This is a genomic window from Bacillus sp. FSL K6-1218, from assembly GCF_038006445.1.
Taxonomy (GTDB): Bacteria; Bacillota; Bacilli; order Bacillales; family Bacillaceae_G; genus Bacillus_A; species Bacillus_A thuringiensis_S.
Genome location: NZ_JBBOVE010000001.1, coordinates 905,317 through 919,766, shown reverse-complemented (window position 1 = coordinate 919,766; position 14,450 = coordinate 905,317). Strand labels below are relative to the sequence as shown.

Genomic DNA, 14,450 nt, shown 5'->3' with positions numbered 1-14,450 from the left:
TGCTATTATTTAATGTAAGACTATTCAGAAAAAGAAGGGATTATATGCGTGTTCCAGTGAAGGGGAATGAACAGATTTCAAAATTATTTAATGACTGGTATCAAGCTATACTACAACATCAAAATGTACAAGCAACAAACTTAAAACAAGAAGTTGAAGATAAGCTTTCCAGTATAAAAGAAGATAAAAATTTATTATTATACTATTCATTATTAGACTTTAGATATAAAGTACTAACCGATGGACTTAACATTACAAAAGATAGCTTTAATGAAATTAACTCCTTTGATATACCTGATAGTAGTTTTTTATCCTATTATTATCACTTCTTCCAAGCTATTCACAGCACAATTCTTGCAGATTATAATGAAGCAAAAGAATATTTTGAGAAGGCGAAAAAACTTTTAATGTACGCAATGAATGAAGTAGAAGAAGCTGAATTTAATTACCGTTTAGCTTCATTTTATTATCAAATCTATAAACCGCTTTTAGCTATTGATTACATACGAATAGCTAAAGATATTTTCTCTAAACACACAGACTATAAAATTAATGTAGCATTATGTGACAATGTTTTTGGATTAGCTTGTATAGATTTAAGGCAATTTGAACAAGCCGAAGAAAGTTTTAACACTGCCATAGATATTCTAAAAAGTAAAAATGAAAGAACATTGTTACTACGTGTTAGAAATAACATCGGACTATTATATGCAAATCAAAATCTATCCTCTTTAGCAATTCGTCACTTATCAGAGGTTACAGAAAATATACCAAATCACTTTAAAGCCCTATATTTACAAGCAGATGAAAATTTAAAATTAGGCGAAACCGCAGTAGCATCTCAACTCATCGAAAAAGGCTTAAACATTTGCAATGAATTAGCAAATAAAGAATATCAATATCGCTTTAAGATCTTAGAAAAATTGAACAACACATCTAACACTACAGAATTAGAAGCTGTTGTATTAGCAGGAGTTTCATACTTTAAAAAAGAAGAGTTATGGGATTGCATTGAAGAATATGCAGAACGATTGGCGAATAAATTTTATGCAGAGGAACATCATGCGAAGGCTAGTAAATATTTTTATATGAGTAATGAAGCAAAGAAAAAACTATTAGCTAAAGGGGCGTTAAAGTAATGAAAAAGTTTGGATTAACAATAGCAGGTTTAACGTTAGCTGGAATTATGACTTTTGGTATAAGTAACAACTTAGAATTTTCGGCATTAAACAAAGGTGACACACCTGCACCACAAAGACCTGATTTAGCATTTAGTGATGGGCATATTGGTACTTCTCCAGAATATACACATGGAGAAGGGTGGTCTTCATCTTACACACACGGGGAGCCTTGGGGTATAGCTGATGGTAATACTGGTGCACCTGCTTACGACCACGGAAGACCACCTGCGCCAAAAGCTTAATTGTTTCATAAAGAAAGTCATACTACTTGTATGGCTTTTTCTTTATTTTAGTTACTTAAGCCCTACATTTTTATCTGATTTGCTTTTGCTGGTGTAGAAGAGGGAAAAGATATAGAAGCATAAAGTGAAACTTTAATCAGCCCTCACCAATTGGGCTTTTACGGGCAGCCCGCCCCCCACCTAATTTCTTTGCTTTCGCTGAATTTTGAGATGGGGATCTTACTGCCCGTTAATGCGGGATAAAAGAAAACCGCCTAAAATGATATGTACTTGAATAGTAGTACATAAAAAAATACAAATAACAATAAATTAAATATCGTTACAACAAAAAGGAGATGTCCCAGGCATGGTACTGGGACATCTCCTTTACTTATCTAAATTTCTAAATTCTACAAAGCACTATCAATTAAACAATTATTAAATATATCTTCTATCTAAAACATCGTATTATCATTAACTGCTTCACTTGGAATCTCTTGAATTACATCCCAGTGTTCGACAATCTTTCCATCCTTGATACGAAATATATCCACTATAGCAACTCCCTTATCTTGAGAATTAGTACGAGAATGTACATGAAGAGCAACTGTATCCCCTTCAGCTACTACACGTTTAATCTCTGCAGAGGAATTAGAATTTTTAACAAAATCCTCCTTAAAGAAATCCATGAAGGCTTTTCGTCCATCAGCAACAAAAGGATTATGTTGCTTATAATCTTCGCTAACATATTTAGGGATAATATCGATATTATGTTTGTTAAAAACTTCATTATAGAAATCAACTACCATCTTTTTATTCTTTTCATTTTCTTTTACTTCTTTTGATACAGAAGCGACATTCTCGCTCTTAATTGAGTTACCTTTGTTATTACCGGTGGAAGCTTGATATACCAAAGTCGAAACTACTCCTAAAATAAATACAGAAATAATTGTTATGATTAAATTTTTCTCTAATTTCATATATCTCTACCTCTTCTACTTAAATAAGTTTTCTTCTATAAAAAGCTTGAAGAAGGAGAAACCTTCCCCAAAATGTAATGTCAGGGGTAATGTTAGGAATTTCATTTATCCTAACCTCCCCCTATACAAGGCATATCAGAAACGATTAACTCTAACTCAATACCTCATTAACAGTTGCACTGTCCACAATTTGAATAAACTTCTTAACCTTATCGTTCTCATCAAACTCATAAAGGTGACAAAAATCTGCTATGAAAGATTTCCCTGTAGCTTTATATGTTCCACTATATTTTCCATAAACGATAACAGTATTGTTATTAAAAGTATAAACTTCATCTTTAGCGCTATAGTCATCCCATTCCGTGCCAAGACGTTCATGTACGTTTTTCACTACTTCATCTGGACCTATATAAGTACCTGCATATGGAAACCCAGCAGCTTCTGTCCAAGATACATTTTCACTTAAATACGTTTTGAACGCATCCAATTTCCCTTCGCCAGTTAACACATACGTTTCATGTAATAGTTTTTGATATTTATTCATATCATTAACCCCAAGGCATTTCTTTTGTTACAACTTTTGCGCTTAATTCTAATACACCTTTATTTGCATAGCCTGGATATGCTTCTTCAAGTTTTGCCACAAAATCTTTTGAAGTTCCACTTTCCTCAGAAGCTTGAATCGCAGTTCTTAGATAATCCATTGTCACAGTAAGTGCTTGATTATTTAGGGATTTTTCGATTGATCCATGGCTAGGTACAATTATGTCAGCATGTAATGCTTGTAACACTTTCAAGTTCTCAATCCACGCCTCCATCGCCGCTTTTGAGCTAGTATCCGCTAAGAATACATGTATTTCGTTAAATACATCAATACCACCAATTAATACTTTCAGCTCTTTATTAAATAAGCTAGTTCTGTAATGATCTAAGCCTACTAGTTCAAATGTTAACCCCTGAAAATCAATTGTTTTTTCTTTAAACACTTGAGGTAATACCACGTTACTTGGTGCATTTTCTCCAAGGGCGTCTTTCCAAACTTTTAATTTCCCTAAGACAGAATGAACGATATGTTCAACAGTAGACTCTGTAGCATACGCTATAGCTTCTGGGTAAACGGCTTTAATGCTCTCTAATCCAAAGTAGTAGTCTGGATCCCCATGAATAATAAAGATTTTATCTAGAGATAAGTTGTTTTTTTTCAGATACTCAACAATTTCTTTCGAATCAGACTGCGTAAATTTTGAGTTTATTAAAAATGCATGTCCTGCTTTCTCAACTAATGTTGCTGTGACCATAAAGCTTTTTTCGTCCGAACTAAACACCGTTAATTTCACATCTTTTTGATTTGTATCGATTGTTTTAAACATAGTATGTTATTCTCCTTTTGTTAAAGTTATTAACTAATTATCATATTTTTATCTTGTTCCGATAAAATCTCCCACTCCCATTCATCTGAAAGTGTAATAGTACTGGCGAATATTCCGGAGATGAATGTTAGGTGCCCTAAGATAACATGTTTGCTACTATATCCTAAATTTTCTTAATATAAATTTTTAAAACGCGCTTCAATTTTATCCGGCGTCATTACGCCACCACCAATAGGAATAATTTGATTATCCTTTTGTAAAAGTAAGGAAGGATAGCTATTAACACCAAGCTGTCGAACTTTATTGAAATCATTTTGGACATCTATTATTGTTTCTTGAGCGTTTAAACGTTCTAATACTTGTTCAGGGTCCAAACCATGCTCGATTGCAATCTTGCGATATGTTTCAGGATCACTCAGACTTTGGCCCTCATAATAAAACGCTTTTTGCATAGCCGAAGTGAATTCTAATAAACGGTCTGGCGCTAATGAGCGTAAAGCTGAAAAACCAATTGCAGCATCTTTCGAATTCATTTTAAAAGTCCCTTCCTCCACCAATTTTTGATAGGAAGGACCAAATTCAGCACCTGTAAGTTGATTAATTCTTTTATTTCCCTCTTCTATATATGAGAAGTTTTTCATTGGTAAATTATCTAAAAATAACCCTCCACATAAAATCGTTAATGGCACTTCAGTGTGGTTTTTGTAAAATCCTTTAATACTTTCTGAAAAACCATAGCACCATCCACAATATGCATCCCATACGTAAATAAGATTATCTTGTTTCGTCTCCATTTAAATCTCCTACCTTTTTTTTATTATCCAGCTCAACTAAATTTTTGGTTTATATAAGTACATATTTTTATACCTTGTTCTTTTTTAGATACCTTACTATATTTCCCCAAAACTAATATTTCCAAAGAAAGATCCACCAAGGTTTTTAACAAAAGATAACATTGCACCTTATTGCCCCGTAACAGAAAATACTAAAGCTTGGAATATGCATTGATTTGAATGTGTTAGTAACTTTCTACACCGGGTGGCAACGTATGGACCACCATCCTTAATTAAATATATAAATCATATTTTTAGCAGATATTAGTTGTAACTAAATCGATTACATCTTTATGTAACTATTTTAGTTACAACTAATATAGAAGTCAATTCTTTTTTTCGAAAACATTAAATTTCTACATTAATCTACAACCAATCCCACTCTTTAAAAAAATATATCAACGATTATTCGATTATATCGATCGTAACTCCGAATATATCAACGTTTCGACACAACATATCGATTTACCGACAAATTTCGAGCGCGTTATCTCCTAAACTAACAACCAATCCCACATCACGTTCACCTACAAAGAAAAAAAGCACCAGGTCCCCCCAGTGCTTTTCCCAATCTAAAACAAATGACAAGCCACCTCATGCCCCTTCGCAATTTCCACCATCTTCGGTACTTCCTGTGTGCATTTTTCAGTGGCGAATTTGCAGCGCGTTCTGAATTTACAGCCGGATGGTGAGTTGAGTGGGCTTGGTACTTCTCCCTCTAGGATGATTCGTTCTTTGCCAGTGTTTGTTGGATCTGGTTCTGGCATAGATGAGAGTAGTGCTTGTGTGTATGGATGTGCCGGTTTTGTGTATAGGTCTTCACTATCGGCAATTTCTACTATGTTTCCTAAGTACATGACTCCGATTCGGTCTGATATGTGTCTTACCATGGATAGGTCATGTGCGATGAATAAGTATGTGACTCCTGTTTCTTCTTGGATGTCTTGCAGCATGTTTACGACTTGTGCTTGGACTGAGACATCGAGTGCTGAGATTGGTTCGTCACATAAGATAAAGTCTGGTTTTACAGATAGTGCACGCGCGATGCTAATGCGCTGGCGCTGGCCTCCGCTAAATTCGTGCGGGTAGCGATATAAGTGTTCTTCTTTTAATCCTACCTTTTTCAGAAGGTCTAAAATGATTTCTTTTTGTTCTTCTTTTTCGTAGGAACCGTGAATGTTCATCGGTTCGCTAATAATTTGGAATACGTTCATTGCCGGGTTTAATGATGCGTATGGATCTTGGAAAATGATTTGCATTCTTTTTCGATATTCTTTTAGTTCACTTTCCTTCAAACTTGCGATATCTTTTCCGTCGAATAAAACGTTACCTGAAGTGACGTCGTGTAAACGAATGATGCTTCTTCCTGTCGTTGATTTTCCGCAGCCAGATTCTCCTACTAATCCGAATGTTTCACCTTTTTTAATTGTGAAGCTTAAGTCATCAACTGCTTTTAACTGCTCTGTTTTTCTGCCGAATAGTCCTTTTTTAATAGGAAAATACTTTTTTAAGTTCCGAACTTCAATTAAGTTTTCTTCATGCATGGAAATCACCTACCGCCCTATCGTTTAACCAGCACATAGAACGTCTTTCGTTTCCGATTTCAAAATATGGCGGACGTTCTTTTTCACAAATGTCCATCGTATGCGGGCAACGCTCTGCGAATGGGCAACCTTGTGGCGGGTTTAATAAGTTTGGCGTTACACCTTGAATGGGAGCGAGTCTTTCTTTTACGCCGTTCGCTATTTTTGGCAGAGAGTTTAATAACCCTTTCGTATATGGATGATTCGGCGATTGAAAAATATCAAATACAGGCCCTTCTTCCATAATAAGTCCGCCGTACATAACGATGACGCGCGTACAGTTTTGCGCAACAATTCCTAAGTCATGCGTAATAAGAAGTAACGCCATGTTCGTTTCGTTCTTTAAGTTTTTCATTAAATCTAGTATTTGCGCCTGTATTGTTACATCAAGTGCAGTCGTCGGTTCGTCAGCAATGAGAAGGTCTGGATTACAAGACATCGCCATTGCGATCATAACCCGCTGCTTCATACCACCGCTTAGTTCATGCGGATATTGTTTTACCCTTTCTTCTGGTGACGAAAGGCCGACTTGTTTTAACAAGTTGATCGCGATCTGCTCTGCTTCTTTCTTTTTCACTTTTTGATGACGTATTATTACTTCCGTCATTTGTTTCCCAATTTTTACGACTGGATTTAGCGCTGACATTGGGTCTTGAGAGATAAGTGAAATTTGATTTCCTCTAATAGAACGTAATTCTTTTTCAGATTTAGAAAGTATGTTTTCATTATGAAAAAGGATTTCCCCTTCTTTCACTTTTCCTGGTGACGTAACGAGAGACATAACGGACTTCGCCATTACACTCTTTCCGCTTCCAGATTCCCCAACGATACCGACTACTTCTCCTTTATTTAAGCGAAATGTAACGCCGCGAACCGCTTCAACTTCGCCACTTTCTATGAAAAAAGAAGTCTTTAAATTTTTCACTTCTAGTAGTTTTTCAGACACACTTCTCACTCCTTTCACTTAACACTTTAGTTTTCATGTCCGGCTCCTTTTGGTGCGAAAGCTTTCTTCAATGCTTCACCAATTACGTTAAAACTAAGTACCGTTAAAAGGATAAGGAATCCTGGGAAGAGTGTTAAATACCAAGCTTCACCTATATATCCTTGCGCATTGTTTAGCATGCTGCCCCAAGAAGAATCTGGTTCTCTAATACCTAAGCCTAGGAAACTAAGTGATGATTCCATTAAAATCGATGTCGCAATTGTTAATGTCGCGGCGATAATAATGGTTGATAAAATGTTCGGAATGATATGTCTTACAATAATCATAAGTGATTTTTGTCCTGATACTTTTGCATATAAAACGTACTCACGCTCTTTTACAGATAACGTTTCTGCCCTTACAATGCGGGCGGTGTCCATCCATGTTAGTAATCCGATAATAAGAACTAACGTCGTAATTCCTGGTTTTAAATAAGCATTTAATAGTAGCATTAAAAAGAATGATGGAATTGACATAAGCACTTCAACAACTCTCATTAAAAAGTTGTCTAGCTTTCCGCCAAAATATCCGCTAATTGTTCCAACTGCAGTACCGATTGTAATGGAAACAACCATCGCAAGGAAACCGACCGCAAGTGAAACTCGTCCGCCATATAACGCTCTCGTTAAGTAATCCCTTCCGTAATCATCCGTTCCGAAAGGATGACTCATACTTGGTTCTTGTAAGCGATCTGGAATTGACATTTTGCTAGGATCGTACGGCGATACAAATGCGAAAATTGATGCGACCGTTAAAACCGCAAGTATAATCACTCCCATTAGTACAAACTTATTTTTCGTAAAACTACTTTTTATCGTTTGAAATCTCCTATTATTCATTCCAAATCACCCCCTCATTCGAATGCGCGGATCTACTACGCCATATAAAATATCAGCAATTAAGTTACCGAGAATTAACATGAATGATGATAATAATGTAATTGCCATGATAATGGGATAATCAAATCTAAAAATAGCATTTACCCCAAGTGAACCAAGACCCGGCCATGAAAATACTGTTTCCGTAATAAATGCTCCGCCTACTAAACTTGGAATCGATAATCCGAAAATTGTAATGATTGGTATTAGTACATTTCGAAGTACGTGATTAAATAAAACCGTTTTCTTTGAAGCTCCGTACGCATATTGAATTTGTACATATTCTTCTTCTAATTGCTGAATCGTACTTGAACGAATATATCTCATATAAACAGATACGTTTTGGAACGCTAGCACCATGCAAGGTAAAATGCCGTGCTGGACAATATCCCAAACAGAATCTTGACCGACTGTACGCATACCCATACTCGGAAGAAGGTTCAATTTTAAAGAGAATAAGTAGACTAATAGTAGTGCAAACCAGAAAACCGGCATAGAAATACCAACGTATGAAATAAAGTTTACAATGCGGTCAAAGAATGAATTCTTTTTCACACCTGTAAATAGTCCAAGTGGTATTGCGATTACGAATGAGACGAGTAAAGATGATCCCATTAACCCAATTGTTGCGGGTAATCTTTCTGCGATAAGATCTAAAACAGGACGATGATTTTGAAGTGAGTAACCAAAGTTCCCTGTTAAAATGTTTTTTAACCATAAAAAATACTGCACGTAAATTGGTTGATCTAGTCCTAAACTTTTGCGAATACGCTCCACATCAATTGGACTCATATTTGGCGTTACAAAGTTTCGAACAGGATCGCCCGGCGCTAGCTTTATTAATAAAAAAGAAATAATAGAAATAACAAATAAAAGCGGAATTGCATTTAAAAGCCTCTTCGCAATTACTTTATACACAAACTTCCCCCCTCAAGCTAAAGTGAAACTTTAATAAGTGGGGGGTGTCCATCCCCCACTTATTATTAGTTGAACCAATCGGGCTTTTACGGGCAGTTGATCTCCCATCTACTTCCTCGCATTCGTCAAATTTTGAGGTTGGAGCCTTACTGCCCGTTAAAGCGGGATAAAGAAGCTGATTTCCACCAGCTTCTTTATTGTTTCTTATTTCACTTCATAAATTTTAGATAGATCTTCAAACATTGTGACAGGAATTGCTTTCGCTTCTTTTAATCCATCAAACTTTTTATCTACTGCAATAACTGCTTTCGGATATGCAATTGGTAGATAAGGTACGTCTTCTCTAGCTGTCTCTTGAATTTTATGGTATAGCTCTGCACGTTTTGTTTTATCTGTTTCAACTGCAGCCTCTTCCCATAACTTATCGAAATCAGCGTTTTTATATCGTGCATAATTGTATTCAGCATTACTTAAGAATAAGCTCTTATATGAATCTGGCTCAGGTCCCATTATGTAACCACCAAACGTAATGTCATATTCTTTATTTTCTTTATCTAAGCCTTTTTCGCTTGCCGCACTAGCATCTAATGCATTTAGTTCAACTTCTAAGCCAACTTCTTTTAATTTTTGTTGTGTATATAACGCTAAGCTTTCCATAATTTTATTATTCGTTACATACATCACACGTACTTTTTCTTTATCTTTTACGCCAGCTTTTGCTAATAAATCTTTCGCTTCTTTTTTATCATACTTATAGTCTTTAATATCTTTCGCATAATACATAGCGTCTGGCGTTAAGATTGAATTTGCTGGTTCTGCAAATTCACCTGAAACGAATGCTGAGTTAATCATTTCTTTCTTATCTAACGCATGCGCAATTGCTTGGCGCACTTCTTTTTTCTTCATCAAATCTGTATTCATGTTATAAGATAAGTAGAATAGTCTACCTTCAGGGAATGTCACCATTGAGAAGTTCCCAGTGCTATCCAATTTCTTAAAGTCTTGCGGCTCAATCATCTTCATGTTGATTTGACCATTTTGCAGTGAAACATTTGCTGTATTACGGTCTTTTACAACGCGGTATACGATAGAGTCTAATTTAGCTTTCCCACCTACATAATCATCAAATCGATCTAATGCAACGTACTCATCTGATTTATACTCTTTAAATTTAAACGGCCCTGATCCTACAGGCTGTAAGTTTTTCTTACTCTTCGCTAAATCTGCTTCCCCTTCAAATACATGTTTCGGAATTGGGAAGAAATCATTCATCACACCTTCAAAAGATGCGCTTACTTGTGGTAAAACGAATTGAGTTGTTAACTCATCTACCTTTTTCACCTCAAGTGGCTTTCCTTTAAAAATAAAGTTTTCACGACTTGAGCTATTTTGCTTCTCATCCAAAATAGATTGGAATGTAAATGCTATATCGTCTGATGTAATTTTCTTACCATCATGCCATTTTAAATTATCTTTTAGTTTCAATGTCCACGTTAATTGATCTTCTGAAGGCGTAAAGTTCTCAGCAAGAACAAACTTTTTCTTACCGTCTTCCATATGATATAGCGGCGCATATAAAGCTTGCTGCACAGTTAATGACACACGATCATTCGCATAAAGCGGATTCATCGTATCTGGATTATCGCTAACACCAATCGTTAACGTTCCTCCATCTTTCGGAGTCCCTGATTTACTAGTACCCGCTTGCTTCGAAGAATCTTTTTCCCCAGAACAAGCCGCTAATGCAATAAGTAGTATTAGAACAAATGGTAATGCAAATAATTTCCGTTTCATCTTTCGGCCCCCTCGAACTGTTTATACCCATAAGAAAACTCGGAATTAATCCCGAGTTTTCTTATAAGTTTTAAATTACCACTACCTGTATGTAAAGTCAAACTTTTTCGTAAATGTGGAAAGTTTGAAATTTATTAATTCATTCTTGCCATAAAATATATTTATAAGGATGATAAAATAAAAAGACCACCAAAAGGTAGTCTCAAAACTCAATCTTATTCCCTACTCCTTGCTCCACCGCTTTCTCATACAAATACTTCGCAACGATAATATCCACTACCGCCAAACCAACTGATTTGAAAATAGTAATCTCTTCATTATTTTCGCGTCCAGCTTTTTCTTTGCTTATAATTTGACCAAGTTCAGCGTGAATGGCGTTTGCTTTGAATAGACCTTCTTTTATCGGAACTTGAAGGTCTCCTGTTTCGTCTAGTGCTGCTTCTTTTGATTCAACTACTACTTTGTTTGCTTTAGCTATGGCATGTGAGGGTAGTTCTTGCATGCTCGGTCTGAATGAGCCGACGGCGTTTACGTGGACGCCTTTTTGTAGTGTTTCTGAGAAGACTGGTGTGGATGCATTCGTAGTTGTGACGATGATGTCTGCTTCGCTTATTGCTTCATTCGCATTGGTGTGAACATATGCAGGTTTGTTGAATCTCTCTTGTATATACTCCGCAAATGCATACGCTTTTTCTTCTGTGCGATTGTATAAGATGACTTTTTCGATATCTCTAACCGCAAATATTGCTTCGGCAATTCCTTTCGCTTGTTCACCCGTGCCGATAATGCATAAAGTTTTTGCGTTATGACGAGCTAAATATTTTGTCGCTACTCCTGATAAGGCGCCTGTTCGGATCATCGTTAAGTACGATCCTTCTAGAAGTGCGAGCGGTTCTCCCGTTTGAAAGTCTGATAGCATCACAATCCCGTTGATCGTTTTCTTTCCTACCTGTTTGTTTTGCGGGACTACCGTTACTATTTTCACTCCAAGTGCCTCAAGCCCTTCCGCTACTGAAGGCATAATTAATGCCGTATTTCGCTCGTTCGCAAATGGTAATGAGCCCCTTATTGGTGTAATCGTTCTTTCTGCGGAAAATTCTTTTAAAGCAAGCGCCGCGTATTCAATAACTTCATTCATATTTACTAAGTTTCTTTGTTCGTTCGCGCTTATGACTAGCATATCTTTCCACCCCCTCCTCCTATCCTAACAAAAATCCTCGATTCAAATCATCTCTCGGGTCTACAACGAACTGATGAAATCCTGTAATAAAGGCATTCCCCGTTACTTTTGGAACGACAGCTTCATATGTATCTACTGCGGTTACCGACAATACTTCCCCCTCGAATTTCCCGTCAGTAATGCATTCATGGACGAAAATTTCTCCCTTTTGTAAAGCATCTTTTTCAAAAAGAGTTGCGATTCTTGCGGAAGTTCCTGTACCGCAAGGAGAACGATCTACTTGCCCATCAGCAAAGATTGTTACATTTCGTAAAGTTGCGTCTTCCCCTTTCGGTTCATCTGAGAAAATAACGCCGTATATCCCTTTTAATCCTTCTTCAAGTGGATGCTTCACTTCCATTTTGCTCTCGATGTAGTGCTTAATTTTACCGCCCCACGCTTGAATAGCAGATAAGTCTTTGAAATCGACTTTCAAGCCAAATTCTTTACAGCCTACTACCGCATAAAAAGCTCCGCCAAACGCGATATCTACTTGAAATTCATAGTCATCTATTTTAATAGGAACGTCTTTTTTGTATACAAATGAAGGAACATTTTCAAATGATACGGACTCTACTTCGCTCCCATTATATTTTGCATACGCAATCACTTCTCCGGCAGGGCTGTCGATAATGAACTTTTGTTTCTCACCTGTCACTTCAAACATACCTGTTTCAATTCCAACTGTAATAACAGCGATAATGCCGTGACCACACATCGTACTCCAGCCTTCATTGTGCATAAATAAAACACCAAAATCAGCGTGAGTACTTGCTGGCGGTGTAATGATACAACCATACATTCCGTGATGCCCTCTCGGTTCATACATCAGAACTTCACGAAGGTAATCCAAATGTTCCATACAGTATGCGCGTCTTTCCAGCTGCGTTTCCCCTTTTATTTCTGGCACTCCGCCCGTAATAATTCGAAGCGGCTCCCCAGCTACGTGTGCATCAATGGTTGTATATATTTTAGTAACCTTCATTTCTATCTCTCCCCTATACGTTGATACTATTTCCAACGCAAGTACCATGCCAAATCGTATAGCATTACTTTTTTCAAATCCCCTCAGCAATGTGTATTCTTTTTTCAACAAATTCATATACAACTGTCTACTTTTTTATACATGGTGTGGATGTTACGTTATAAAACACCTCGATAACTTTGCAATTCCGCTCGTACACACATGCAGAATTCCTTTTATCATTATTATTTTCAATGTAAAGTTACTTCGCCCCCCAACATATACTGTTCAAAAGCAAAAGGAAGTGATCCCATGTATTACGGAACAAAGGGCTGGTACGTAGCTGAACTAAAAAAATTAGGCGTACGCTATCACGAAGGACGAAAACTAGAAAGTTACCGCGGACACATATTACGCAATTTATTAATCGCACAACAAGAAAAATTAAAAGAACAGTAATAGACTCCTACCACAATATCAACTTATCTCCGCCTACAAACTGCCAATCAATCACACATCAAACTACACTAAAAAGGTCACCCAAACGGGTGACCTTCCTTTCTTATTCACAAACAAGAATTTGTCTAGTAAATGATCCTTTTCTTGTAATACAGCGATCTGTAATTTCAAATCCTGCTTCATGGATCATGTCGTCCATTGTCTCCATCGTTACAACGACTACCTTTTTAGCAATGCGGCGCGCACTTGAAAGAATGGAGAGCTGGTCTTCTGGTGTGGCATGCGTAAATAGGTCGTACGGCATATCGATAATGGCAACGTCGTAGTTCTCAGTAATTTCCTCGATTGGACCTTTTGTTACTGTTCCTTCAAATCCGAAATGTGCGATATTTTTTCTCGTTCCAAGAACTACAAGTGGATTTATATCTCTACCAACGATGTTAATCCCCATAGAAAGTGCTTCTACTACTACTGTTCCAATACCGCAGCACGGGTCAATTGCTCGTACTCCCTCTGGATTTGGTACAGCGATATTTGCAACTGATCTCGCAACACGTGTGCTAAGAGATGTCGAATAACTATGCGGTTTTTTTATGTGATGATACCAAACTGGTTCGCTTTCTACATAGTGCCCGAAGTACCAGCGTCCTCCTAGAGGAACAATCCCGAATACACGCTCTGGATTACGAACATCCGCTTCTCCTTCAATATGCATGCCGAGGTCTCGTTCAATAAGACGTCTTGCTCCATATTCAATTTTATTCTCTCCAACAAGGTCATTAATTTTAACGAAGATGACTTTGAACGTCGCTCCTGCCAAGTCAATTTGTTCCACTTGTTTCAAGATGCTTTCTAAGTCGTCCCCTTCATACATAACTTCAATTCGCTCTTTCATAAACGCACTTCTACTCGGGTCAATTTTGACATCACTTTTTAAAATATTAACGTGGGACTCCATTCCAAAGAACGAGCGCATTTCCAAGTAACATAAAGCACGCTCCTCCTCACGAAATGCATACGTATATATACAGGCAGGTGTTTTACTATGATTACTCAATCTATTAT

At 36.9% G+C, this 14,450-nt stretch carries 14 protein-coding genes and 1 pseudogene; 3 read left to right on the top strand and 12 right to left on the bottom strand.

Annotated features, from left to right (window positions below; all coding sequences use genetic code 11):
* Positions 1 to 44 precede the first annotated feature (44 nt).
* On the top strand, positions 45 to 1,139 hold the full coding sequence (locus MHI26_RS04705) for a response regulator aspartate phosphatase (RefSeq protein WP_001265864.1): 1,095 nt from the start codon (positions 45 to 47) through the stop codon (positions 1,137 to 1,139).
* On the top strand, positions 1,139 to 1,423 hold the full coding sequence (locus tag MHI26_RS04700) for a hypothetical protein (RefSeq protein WP_061665730.1): 285 nt from the start codon (positions 1,139 to 1,141) through the stop codon (positions 1,421 to 1,423). The genes MHI26_RS04705 and MHI26_RS04700 overlap by 1 nt, the downstream gene beginning before the upstream one ends.
* A gap of 434 nt (positions 1,424 to 1,857) precedes the next feature.
* Here the strand turns inward: MHI26_RS04700 and MHI26_RS04695 are convergent, their stop codons facing one another.
* The 11 genes from MHI26_RS04695 to MHI26_RS04645 form a co-directional block, all read right to left on the bottom strand.
* Positions 1,858 to 2,382 (bottom strand): nuclear transport factor 2 family protein, encoded by a 525-nt coding sequence (locus tag MHI26_RS04695; protein ID WP_061665731.1) that lies wholly within the window; start codon positions 2,380 to 2,382, stop codon positions 1,858 to 1,860.
* Positions 2,383 to 2,533: 151 nt separating this feature from the next.
* On the bottom strand, positions 2,534 to 2,926 hold the full coding sequence (locus MHI26_RS04690) for a nuclear transport factor 2 family protein (protein ID WP_001046368.1): 393 nt from the start codon (positions 2,924 to 2,926) through the stop codon (positions 2,534 to 2,536).
* A gap of 4 nt (positions 2,927 to 2,930) precedes the next feature.
* Positions 2,931 to 3,752: a cytoplasmic protein gene (locus MHI26_RS04685; protein ID WP_061665732.1), complete on the bottom strand. Its 822-nt coding sequence runs from the start codon at positions 3,750 to 3,752 to the stop codon at positions 2,931 to 2,933.
* A gap of 173 nt (positions 3,753 to 3,925) precedes the next feature.
* A complete protein-coding gene (locus tag MHI26_RS04680; RefSeq protein ID WP_340808685.1) occupies positions 3,926 to 4,546 on the bottom strand; it encodes a DsbA family protein in 621 nt (206 codons plus the stop codon).
* A 611-nt stretch (positions 4,547 to 5,157) separates the two neighbouring features.
* Positions 5,158 to 6,129 carry an ABC transporter ATP-binding protein gene (locus MHI26_RS04675; RefSeq protein WP_061667399.1) on the bottom strand — a complete coding sequence of 324 codons (972 nt, stop codon included), beginning with the start codon at positions 6,127 to 6,129 and terminating at the stop codon, positions 5,158 to 5,160.
* Positions 6,122 to 7,114: an ABC transporter ATP-binding protein gene (locus MHI26_RS04670; protein ID WP_061667400.1), complete on the bottom strand. Its 993-nt coding sequence runs from the start codon at positions 7,112 to 7,114 to the stop codon at positions 6,122 to 6,124. The genes MHI26_RS04675 and MHI26_RS04670 overlap by 8 nt, the downstream gene beginning before the upstream one ends.
* 26 nt (positions 7,115 to 7,140) lie before the next feature.
* A complete protein-coding gene (locus tag MHI26_RS04665; protein WP_001065310.1) occupies positions 7,141 to 7,992 on the bottom strand; it encodes an ABC transporter permease in 852 nt (283 codons plus the stop codon).
* Positions 7,993 to 7,998: 6 nt separating this feature from the next.
* Positions 7,999 to 8,949 (bottom strand): ABC transporter permease, encoded by a 951-nt coding sequence (locus tag MHI26_RS04660; RefSeq protein WP_061667401.1) that lies wholly within the window; start codon positions 8,947 to 8,949, stop codon positions 7,999 to 8,001.
* Positions 8,950 to 9,153: 204 nt separating this feature from the next.
* Positions 9,154 to 10,743, bottom strand: coding sequence for an ABC transporter substrate-binding protein (locus tag MHI26_RS04655; protein ID WP_061667402.1), 1,590 nt, complete (start codon positions 10,741 to 10,743; stop codon positions 9,154 to 9,156).
* Between the two features lie 202 nt (positions 10,744 to 10,945).
* Positions 10,946 to 11,923 (bottom strand): ornithine cyclodeaminase family protein, encoded by a 978-nt coding sequence (locus MHI26_RS04650; protein ID WP_061667403.1) that lies wholly within the window; start codon positions 11,921 to 11,923, stop codon positions 10,946 to 10,948.
* Between the two features lie 19 nt (positions 11,924 to 11,942).
* Positions 11,943 to 12,947 (bottom strand): proline racemase family protein, encoded by a 1,005-nt coding sequence (locus MHI26_RS04645; protein WP_000869128.1) that lies wholly within the window; start codon positions 12,945 to 12,947, stop codon positions 11,943 to 11,945.
* 208 nt (positions 12,948 to 13,155) lie between these two features.
* On the opposite strand from MHI26_RS04645, the pseudogene MHI26_RS04640 reads away from it, so the two are divergent.
* Positions 13,156 to 13,385 (top strand): annotated as a pseudogene (locus MHI26_RS04640) (YflJ family protein).
* 103 nt (positions 13,386 to 13,488) lie between these two features.
* On the opposite strand, the gene MHI26_RS04635 reads toward MHI26_RS04640, so the two are convergent.
* Complete coding sequence (locus MHI26_RS04635; RefSeq protein ID WP_000064976.1) at positions 13,489 to 14,442, bottom strand: TRM11 family SAM-dependent methyltransferase; 954 nt, start codon at positions 14,440 to 14,442, stop codon at positions 13,489 to 13,491.
* Positions 14,443 to 14,450: the final 8 nt, after the last annotated feature.

What these genes read in the sequence shown, in the direction of transcription:
- MHI26_RS04705 (WP_001265864.1), top strand. Translation starts at nt 45, where the DNA reads ATGCGTGTTCCAGTGAAGGGGAATGAACAGATTTCAAAATTATTTAAT.
- MHI26_RS04700 (WP_061665730.1), top strand. Translation starts at nt 1,139, where the DNA reads ATGAAAAAGTTTGGATTAACAATAGCAGGTTTAACGTTAGCTGGAATT.
- MHI26_RS04695 (WP_061665731.1), bottom strand. Translation starts at nt 2,382, where the DNA reads ATGAAATTAGAGAAAAATTTAATCATAACAATTATTTCTGTATTTATT.
- MHI26_RS04690 (WP_001046368.1), bottom strand. Translation starts at nt 2,926, where the DNA reads ATGAATAAATATCAAAAACTATTACATGAAACGTATGTGTTAACTGGC.
- MHI26_RS04685 (WP_061665732.1), bottom strand. Translation starts at nt 3,752, where the DNA reads ATGTTTAAAACAATCGATACAAATCAAAAAGATGTGAAATTAACGGTG.
- MHI26_RS04680 (WP_340808685.1), bottom strand. Translation starts at nt 4,546, where the DNA reads ATGGAGACGAAACAAGATAATCTTATTTACGTATGGGATGCATATTGT.
- MHI26_RS04675 (WP_061667399.1), bottom strand. Translation starts at nt 6,129, where the DNA reads ATGCATGAAGAAAACTTAATTGAAGTTCGGAACTTAAAAAAGTATTTT.
- MHI26_RS04665 (WP_001065310.1), bottom strand. Translation starts at nt 7,992, where the DNA reads ATGAATAATAGGAGATTTCAAACGATAAAAAGTAGTTTTACGAAAAAT.
- MHI26_RS04655 (WP_061667402.1), bottom strand. Translation starts at nt 10,743, where the DNA reads ATGAAACGGAAATTATTTGCATTACCATTTGTTCTAATACTACTTATT.
- MHI26_RS04650 (WP_061667403.1), bottom strand. Translation starts at nt 11,923, where the DNA reads ATGCTAGTCATAAGCGCGAACGAACAAAGAAACTTAGTAAATATGAAT.
- MHI26_RS04645 (WP_000869128.1), bottom strand. Translation starts at nt 12,947, where the DNA reads ATGAAGGTTACTAAAATATATACAACCATTGATGCACACGTAGCTGGG.